1 protein-coding gene is annotated in these 275 nt (G+C 38.9%); it reads left to right on the top strand.

What is annotated here, in order from left to right; all coding sequences use genetic code 11:
* Positions 1–41 precede the first annotated feature (41 nt).
* Positions 42–275: hypothetical protein (locus Q4528_RS13815; protein WP_303522142.1), on the top strand; the 234-nt coding region annotated here is incomplete at its 3' end.

The following is a 275-nucleotide window of genomic DNA, read 5'->3' as shown; positions in this document are numbered from 1 at the left end:
CTAATGAGCTTGACAACTTTATTGATACTTTTGACCCCTTAATGATGCAATACGGTGAGGCAAACTATCATTGTAGTGTGATGTATTACCAAGATGTTAATACCAAAAAATGGCATTTAATGAGTGATTTAGGGGATGAGTCAATTACACCATTTACGCCGGTTAGAGTGCTGGTAGTGTTTGATGAAAAAATGGCCCATATAGCACCACTCACATTTGAAGTGGAGCGTATTGATGGCTGGGATGTGACCAGCATTAAATATTCAGAGCTTGCA

Source organism: Staphylococcus pasteuri, from assembly GCF_030547725.1.
In the GTDB taxonomy this organism is placed as follows: Bacteria; Bacillota; Bacilli; order Staphylococcales; family Staphylococcaceae; genus Staphylococcus; species Staphylococcus pasteuri.
The sequence above is the reverse complement of the archived record's forward strand: the minus strand, read 5'-3'. Positions and strand labels throughout refer to the sequence as shown.